The 8,319-nt window shown below is 55.5% G+C and carries 6 protein-coding genes; 4 read left to right on the top strand and 2 right to left on the bottom strand.

The window, feature by feature from the left end; translation table 11 throughout:
- The first annotated feature begins 74 nt into the window (after positions 1-74).
- From B3Z49_RS21020 to ppdK, 4 genes are all read left to right on the top strand, one after another.
- Positions 75-299, top strand: coding sequence for a hypothetical protein (locus B3Z49_RS21020; protein ID WP_296994564.1), 225 nt, complete (start codon positions 75-77; stop codon positions 297-299).
- A gap of 261 nt (positions 300-560) precedes the next feature.
- Positions 561-1,451 (top strand): glycine--tRNA ligase subunit alpha, encoded by an 891-nt coding sequence (locus tag B3Z49_RS21015; RefSeq protein WP_008891808.1) that lies wholly within the window; start codon positions 561-563, stop codon positions 1,449-1,451.
- A 3-nt stretch (positions 1,452-1,454) separates the two neighbouring features.
- On the top strand, positions 1,455-3,518 hold the full coding sequence (glyS, locus tag B3Z49_RS21010; protein ID WP_296994562.1) for a glycine--tRNA ligase subunit beta: 2,064 nt from the start codon (positions 1,455-1,457) through the stop codon (positions 3,516-3,518).
- 75 nt (positions 3,519-3,593) lie between these two features.
- Positions 3,594-6,254, top strand: a complete 2,661-nt coding sequence (gene ppdK, locus B3Z49_RS21005; protein WP_296994559.1) for a pyruvate, phosphate dikinase — start codon at positions 3,594-3,596, stop codon at positions 6,252-6,254.
- 62 nt (positions 6,255-6,316) lie between these two features.
- Here the strand turns inward: ppdK and B3Z49_RS21000 are convergent, their stop codons facing one another.
- A complete protein-coding gene (locus B3Z49_RS21000; RefSeq protein ID WP_296994557.1) occupies positions 6,317-6,955 on the bottom strand; it encodes a hypothetical protein in 639 nt (212 codons plus the stop codon).
- A 166-nt stretch (positions 6,956-7,121) separates the two neighbouring features.
- Entirely contained in the window at positions 7,122-8,036 is a 915-nt protein-coding gene (locus B3Z49_RS20995) for a YgfZ/GcvT domain-containing protein (protein WP_296994554.1), read from the bottom strand.
- Positions 8,037-8,319: the final 283 nt, after the last annotated feature.

Genomic DNA, 8,319 nt, shown 5'->3' with positions numbered 1-8,319 from the left:
TCGGTCAAACTTCAATATAAGAACGACATGCCTGCGACAGATGTCGCAGATAAATCCGTGCTTTGGGACCTGATATGCTGAGTTTTTCGAAAATCCTCTTCACCGCGCTGATCGTCGTTGTCGTCTGGCAAGGCTTCAAGCTGTTTAATCGCGGCAAACAGGTTTCAAGCAACGAACAGCCCAAGCAAACCGGCCAGGAAAAGAAAAAACAAACCAAGCCGATTGCCCATGAACTGGAAAAATGCCCGCATTGCGGCGTTTACCATGCCGAAGGCAATGCGCATCGCTGTGACACGTAAGCCGTTTCAGCGATAAATTCCAGGTTCTGATCAAAGCGCCTGTGCGGCATTCGACTTTGGGGCAATCCGCGTGAATTTGTCTTGGATTTTTCCCGATAATCGATGATCAATGTTGCTGCAATGCGGCATGATCGCGAAGGGCTGGATACAAGGGTTGCAAATTCAGCGCGTCTCAGGGCTTTTGCCTTCTTGACCGCGCGGGGGCAGGGCGGTAGCTTGCCGCCTTAAATTCATAGACAACAGTAATAGAGAGTTCGCGCCATGGCGCTCGACGGGTCGCAACGTCCCCCTTCATTCCAGGAAATCATTCTTCGACTGCAAAGCTATTGGGCCGATCAGGGATGTGTCATCCTGCAGCCTTATGACTTGGAAGTCGGTGCCGGTACCTTCCACACCGCGACAACCTTGCGCGCGCTTGGTCCGGAAACCTGGAATGCAGCCTATGTGCAGCCGTCCCGTCGCCCGACCGATGGTCGCTACGGCGAGAACCCGAACCGTCTGCAACACTATTACCAGTTCCAGGTGCTGATGAAGCCGTCACCGGCCAATTCGCAGGACCTGTATCTTGGCTCGCTGAAGCATCTGGGCATTGACCCGATGGCCCATGACATCCGCTTTGTCGAGGATGACTGGGAAAGTCCGACGCTGGGTGCATGGGGCCTTGGCTGGGAAGTGTGGCTTGATGGTATGGAAGTCACCCAGTTCACCTATTTCCAGCAGGTCGGTGGTTTTGAATGTAACCCGGTCCCGGTCGAGCTGACCTATGGTCTGGAACGTCTGGCGATGTATATTCAGGGTGTCGAAAACGTCTACGACCTTGATTACAACGGCGCAGGCGTGACCTATGGCGACGTGTTCCTTCAGAATGAAAAAGAACAGTCGACCTATAACTTTGAAGTCGCAAACACTGAAATGCTGTTCCAGCACTTCAAGGATGCACAGGCCGAATGTGCGGTGAATATCGAACGCGGTCTGGCCCTGCCGGCCTATGAGCAGGCCATGAAGGCATCCCATCTATTTAACCTCCTTGATGCGCGCGGTGTGATTTCCGTGACCGAACGTGCGGCCTATATCGGCCGTGTTCGTGACATGTCGAAATCCTGCTGCGAAGCGTGGCTGCGGTCGCGCGGCCATCTGAACGAGGAGGCATAAGTCATGGCCGAATTACTTCTTGAACTGTTCTCCGAAGAAATCCCGGCCCGCATGCAGGCGCGTGCAGCCGAAGACCTGACCAAACTGGTCACCGATGGCCTGAAGGCCGCCGACCTCGGGTTTGACAAGGTCGAAGCACTGGTGACCCCGCGTCGCCTTACCCTGATTGTCGATGGTCTGCCGGAAAAACAGCCTGACCTGCGCGAAGAACGCCGTGGTCCACGTGCCGATGCCCCGGAAAAGGCCATCAATGGCTTTTTGGCCGGCAATGGTGTGACCCTTGATCAGTGTGAAAAGCGCGAAACGCCCAAGGGGGTCTTCCTGTTTGCTATTGTCGAACAGAAAGGCCGTGCTGCGTCCGAGGTCATCAAGGACATCATCGAAGATGCGATGAACAAACTGCCTTGGCCGAAATCCATGCGCTGGGCAGATCAGAAAATCCGTTGGGTACGTCAGCTCGACCGCATTCTTTGCCTGTTTGATGGCAAGGTCATCCCGGTCACCTACGGCCCGGTCACCGCAGGCGATACCACCCGCGGCCATCGTTTCCTGGCCCCGGCTGAATTCAGCGTATCGAACGCGGCCGAGTACAAGGAAAAGCTGCGCGCGGCCAAGGTCATGCTTGACCGCGAAGAGCGCAAGCAGGTCATCCTTGAGGGTGCCAAGAAACTTGCCGATTCCGAGGGCTTTGAACTTCTGGAAGACAATGGTCTGCTGGAAGAAGTCTGTGGTCTGGTTGAATGGCCGGTTCCGGTCATGGGCAAGGTTGATGACCAGTTCATGGATATCCCGCGCGAGGTTCTTGAAACCTCCATGCGTGAACATCAGAAATATTTCGTGGTCGAAGACAAGGCGGGCAAGCTTGCCGCGCGCTTCATCACGGTTTCGAACATGATCACCGCAGACAACAACGCAAAAATCATCGCCGGGAACGAGCGTGTTTTGCGTGCGCGTCTGCATGATGCCAAGTTCTTCTGGGATCAGGATCGGAAAGTGACGCTGCAATCGCGTCTGCCGAAACTTGATAACATCGTCTTCCACGCCAAGCTTGGCTCGCTGGCGGAGCGCGTCTTGCGCCTGCGCGGTCTGGCGCGTGAAGTATCTGCGGAAATTCCGGGCTGTGATGTCAAACTGGCAGACCGAGCAGCAGAAATCGGCAAGGCCGATCTGGTGTCGCAGATGGTGTTTGAATTCACCGAACTGCAGGGACTGATGGGGAAATACTACGCCGAAAATGACGGCGAAGCCCCGGAAGTCGCCAATGCCATTGCCGAGCATTATGCACCGGCCGGCCCGTCGGACATGTGCCCGACCGCACCGGTTTCGGTCGCACTCGCCTTGGCTGAGAAACTTGATACCCTTGCCGGGTTCTTTGCGATTGATGAAAAGCCGACCGGTTCAAAAGACCCGTTTGCCTTGCGTCGTGCGGCACTGGGAGTCATTCGTCTGGTTCTGGAAAACGGATTGCGTTTGCCGCTGCGGCGTCTGTTTGCATTCGCGGTTTCCCAGTACCCGGCAAATATTCGTCGTGACGAGGCGGTTGAAGACCTTCTGGCCTTCTTTGCAGACCGTCTCAAAGTCCATCTGCGTGAACAGGGTGTGCGCCATGATCTGGTGTCGGCCGTGTTTGCACTGGATGGCGAGGACGATCTTGTCCGCCTGTTGGCCCGTGTTGAAGCGCTTTCCGATTTTGTCTCTGGCGAAAGCGGCGTCAACCTGATGGCCGGATACAAGCGTGCGTCAAACATCCTGCGCATCGAAGAGAAAAAGGACGATACGTCCTATAAAGCGGACGTTTCCGCCGATCTTCTGAGCCTGGAAGAAGAACGCAAGCTGTATGAGGCGCTCATTGATGTCCGGCACAAGGCCTTGCCACTTCTGCGTGACGAGGATTATGCCGCGGCAATGACCGAATTTGCGCGGTTGCGTGAACCGGTCGATGCATTCTTCGAAAAGGTTACGGTCAATAGCGACAATGCTGACGAACGTGCCAACCGCTTGAAGCTGTTGGCACAAATTCGCACAGCGTTGCACGATATTGCCGACTTCTCGAAAATCGAATCATAAAACAGGTCAAGGTTGCGGGGCTTTCCCCATCCGGGGAGGCCCATCGGGGCCTCGACCAGATGAGGAAAAGGCAAGATGACCAAATGGGTTTACGGTTTCGGTGGCGGTAGCGCCGAGGGCCGTTCGGATATGCGTGAACTTCTGGGCGGCAAGGGGGCCAACCTTGCCGAGATGTGCAATCTCGGACTTCCTGTCCCGCCCGGCTTTACCATTACAACCGAAGTGTGCACGGCATTTTATGACAATGACCGTGCCTATCCCGATGGTCTGAATGCCGAGGTCGAAACCGCACTGGCATCTGTCGAAAAGCTTGTTGGTCGCAAGTTCGGCGATGCCAAGGACCCGCTTTTAGTTTCTGTCCGTTCCGGCGCCCGCGCATCCATGCCGGGCATGATGGACACGGTGCTTAACCTCGGCCTCAATGACGAGACAGTTGAAGGTTTGGCAAATGTGTCGGGCGACCGCCGATTTGCCTATGACAGCTACCGCCGTTTCATTCAGATGTATGGCGACGTCGTGCTGGGCGTTGATCACTATCACTTCGAAGACATCCTCGAGACTGTCAAGGAAGACAAGGGTGTCAGCCTTGACACCGATATGGGTGCAGACGACTGGGCCGAAGTCGTCGAGGCGTTCAAGAAAAAAGTCAAAACCGAACTGGGTGAACCCTTCCCGCAAGATCCGCGCGAACAGCTGTGGGGCGCGATTGGTGCGGTGTTTGGCAGCTGGATGAACGCGCGTGCCAATACCTATCGCCGTTTACATAACATCCCGGCCAGCTGGGGCACGGCGGTCAACGTGCAGGCGATGGTCTTTGGCAATATGGGTGATGACTGTGCTACTGGCGTTTGCTTCTCGCGCAACCCGTCGACCGGCGAAGACCGGTTCTATGGCGAGTACCTGATCAATGCGCAGGGCGAAGACGTGGTTGCCGGTATTCGCACACCGGCCCCGCTGACCGAAATTGAAAAACAGGAATCCGGTTCGGACCTGATTTCGATGGAAGCAGCCATGCCGGTCGTCTTCAAGGAGCTCTGCGATATCCGCGAAAAGCTTGAATCCCATTACCGCGATATGCAGGACATGGAATTCACCGTTGAATCCGGCAAGCTTTACATGCTCCAGACACGTGCAGGCAAACGCACGGCAAAGGCCGCATTGCGGATCGCAGTTGAAATGTGCCGCGATGGCGTAATTTCCCAGGAAGACGCCATCAGACGCGTCGATCCCGCACAGCTTGATCAGCTGCTGCACCCGACCCTTGATCCCGAAGCAGATCGCAAGGTCGTTGGCATGGGGCTTCCGGCGTCGCCCGGTGCGGCATCCGGACAGATCGTCTTTTCTGCCGAGGCTGCTGAAGAATGGGCGGGCAAAGGCCGCAAGGTTGTACTGGTGCGTATCGAAACCAGCCCCGAAGATATCGCCGGCATGCACGCCGCCCAGGGCATTCTGACATCACGCGGTGGCATGACCAGCCACGCAGCCGTGGTTGCGCGTGGCATGGGGACACCATGTGTTTGTGGTGCAGGTGCAGTAAAGATTGATTATGCCAACAAAACCATGATGTCTGGCGGTGTGACCCTGAAAGAAGGGGACGTCATCACCCTTGATGGCGCCACCGGCGAAGTCATGCTGGGTGAAGTGGCGACCCTGAAACCCGATCTCTCCGGTGATTTCTCGCAACTGATGGAATGGGCCGATGCCTTGCGGCGTCTTAAAATCCGCACCAACGCTGAAACCCCGGAAGAAGCCGAAACCGCACGTGGTTTCGGGGCAGAGGGCATCGGTCTTTGCCGTACAGAACACATGTTCTTTGATCCGGAACGCATTGTCTCGATGCGCGAAATGATCCTGGCCGAAACCGAGAAGGGCCGTCGTGCTGCACTGGCAAAGCTACTACCCTATCAGCGTCAGGACTTTATCGATCTGTTCCGCATTATGAAGGGACTGCCGGTTACCATTCGTTTGCTGGATCCGCCGCTTCATGAATTCCTGCCGCATGGCGATGCTGAAATCGCCGACGTGGCCAAGGCTGCCGGTGTGTCGGAGGCCATCGTCAAGCGCCGCTTGCTTGATCTTGCCGAAGCCAACCCGATGCTGGGCCATCGCGGGTGCCGTTTGGGCATCAGCTATCCGGAAATCTATGAAATGCAGGCCCGCGCCATTTTCGAAGCCGCGATCGAGGTTTCCAAGGATGGTGGCGATCCGGTCATTCCGGAAATCATGATCCCGCTGATTGTCGGCAAAAAGGAACTCGAAATCCTCAAAGCCGCGATCATCAAGGTTGCCGCCCAGGTCGAAGACGAAAAAGGCGCCAAGCTGAAATATCTGGTTGGCACCATGATCGAATTGCCACGTGCAGCACTTCGGGCGGGTGAAATCGCCGAAGAAGCCGAATTCTTCAGCTTTGGCACCAACGACCTCACCCAGACCACGTTTGGTCTGTCACGTGACGACGCATCACGCTTCCTTGATACCTATATTTCCAAGGATATCTTTGCCGGTGATCCGTTCGTATCGCTGGATCAGGAAGGGGTTGGCGAACTGGTCAGCATTGCTGCCGAACGTGGACGTGCGACCCGTGGCGACATCAAGCTCGGCATTTGTGGTGAACATGGTGGCGACCCGGCATCCATCGCGTTTTGCGAGGCACAGGGACTTGATTACGTGTCATGTTCCCCGTACCGCGTGCCGATTGCGCGCCTTGCTGCTGCACAGGCAGTGCTTGGCAAGTAATCGCAGCAATTGAACTCGATTTGCGAATGAAGACAAAGACGGCAACGGGTATCCCGTTGCCGTTATTTTTTGCCCGATGGTGATGATGGATCGTTACGCTGGGCATGGTGTTTCATCACCAGCATTCCGCCAACCGATAGTCCAAGAAGCAGCAAGATGATGCCGCCAATCTTGAAAAGCTTCTCGTAAAGAAGGCGGTCGTGATATTCCGCCTCGCGCATTTCAGTCAGATGGGTAATCACGGCATCAAGCTGCGGACGATAACGTTCTTCGGGGGCAAGCGTACTTTCATAGCGCACGGCACGCAGCAACATGTTGAGCCGTTCAACCGCATCGAGGTAATTTTCCTCGGTCATGCGGGCCTGTTCGATTGTCGGCCTCAGTGCCGGTTTCTCGTTCGGTCCAAGAAAGTGCCCCGGATAGTCTTTAAGATCAGGCCAGTGATTATCCAGACAGTCGCGAACATTTGTGACGATGGCGCCACACGGCACGATCTTCTGCGGATAAAATCGAAGCAGCGTACCAAGCGCCATCTGTTTGATCTGATGACCCTTGCGGTTATAGGCCTCGGTGATTGTGGCCATTTCCTTTTCGGCGTCGGCAATCGACATGTCGGAAACAGGCACATCACTCAGGCCCGGCGCAGCTTGTTGTGCCACGGCCATAGCAGGCACCATGGCAAGCGCGCAAAGCGCGGCCATCAAGCCCCGGACAGAAAGGACCCTATTCCACAGTTTCATCGCAGTTCCCGATTTTGCTTTTCTTTTAACATAGGGGCTTTTGCGGCGTTGCAACAGGTTTTAACGAAAACGGGCCCCGCAAGGCAGGACCCGTCTTAAACGTAAATTTGACTTTTGGGCGCCGAGGTCAGGCTGCGTTTTCTGGCAACTGAACCCAATCGGGAACGGAAACCGTGATCTTTGCTTCGCCTGCGCTGAGCTCTGCATCACCCTCAACCCGCTCAAGCCGGATCATTGCCAGTCCATGGTCACCATGGACAGATCGAATGATCCCCGCTTCCTTGTCGCCATTCATGATCGGCGTGCCGGCATCCGGTGCCGGGCCGTCAATTTTGACGGGCAACAGACGTTTGCGCACAAGACCGCGATATTTGGTCCGCGCGGTAAGCTCCTGACCCATATAGCAACCCTTTTTGAAATCCACACCGCCAAGCTCTTCAAAGCCATTCTCAAGCAGGATGGATTTCTCGATTTCCAATTCCTCGCTACCATTGGGAATACCAAGCGAAACGCGCATTTCGTGGTAGGTTTCGATATCGCTTTCCTCGGCACCAATTGCGGCCATTTCGGTCAGCGCATTCTTCGGCAGAAGAACACGTGCCCCCATTTCGGCAAGACGCGGATCAACCGCCTTGATACCATCGGCCATATGTGCGGTCGCACCGGGTGTCGCATCCAGCGACAGGGCGGAAAGCGCATCCTTGCCAAAGACGGCAATGACGTCGTAGCTGTCGGTGACATCTGTCAGTTCTGCCTTGGCGCGGAGTTTGTACATGCGAAGTTTCTTGAACAGTTCGGCCGCACGCTCGCCATTCTCGCCGCGCTCGCATTCAATCAGCAGGCTGTCTTCATCCTGATGATAGACAAAGAAATCAAACAGGAATTTGCCCTGCGGTGTCAAAAGCGCGCCATAGCCGGATTTCTCGGCCGAAATGGTTTCGATATTGTTTGATACCAGCCCTTGCAGAAAGCTGACCCGGTCCGGGCCGCTGACACGGATCACGGCGCGATGCGGCAAAAGGGCGTAAAAAGTCTCACTCATGATATTTATGGCTCCGGTAAATCGGAATTGTTTGGGCGAAATGTGGGGCAATCACACAAATTTCGCAAGACCTGTCTGTGCGGAGGCAGGGTGGGTAAGCTATAAGAAAACCCTTCATAAAACGCCGTCGAACGGATAGAACCAAACTTATGAAAATCTTGATGCTTGATCACTCCATCGGCTTTGATCCCAAGGATCGCGAAGCCCGTCCGCTCGGAACATGCCAGCGCGCTTTCATTGCCTTGGCTGAGTCCCTTGTTGCCCGTGGTCACAAGGTCGAAGC

The organism is Thalassospira sp. UBA1131 (assembly GCF_002311515.1).
GTDB lineage: Bacteria > Pseudomonadota > Alphaproteobacteria > Rhodospirillales > Thalassospiraceae > Thalassospira.
This window is presented reverse-complemented; position numbering and strand designations above follow the sequence as displayed.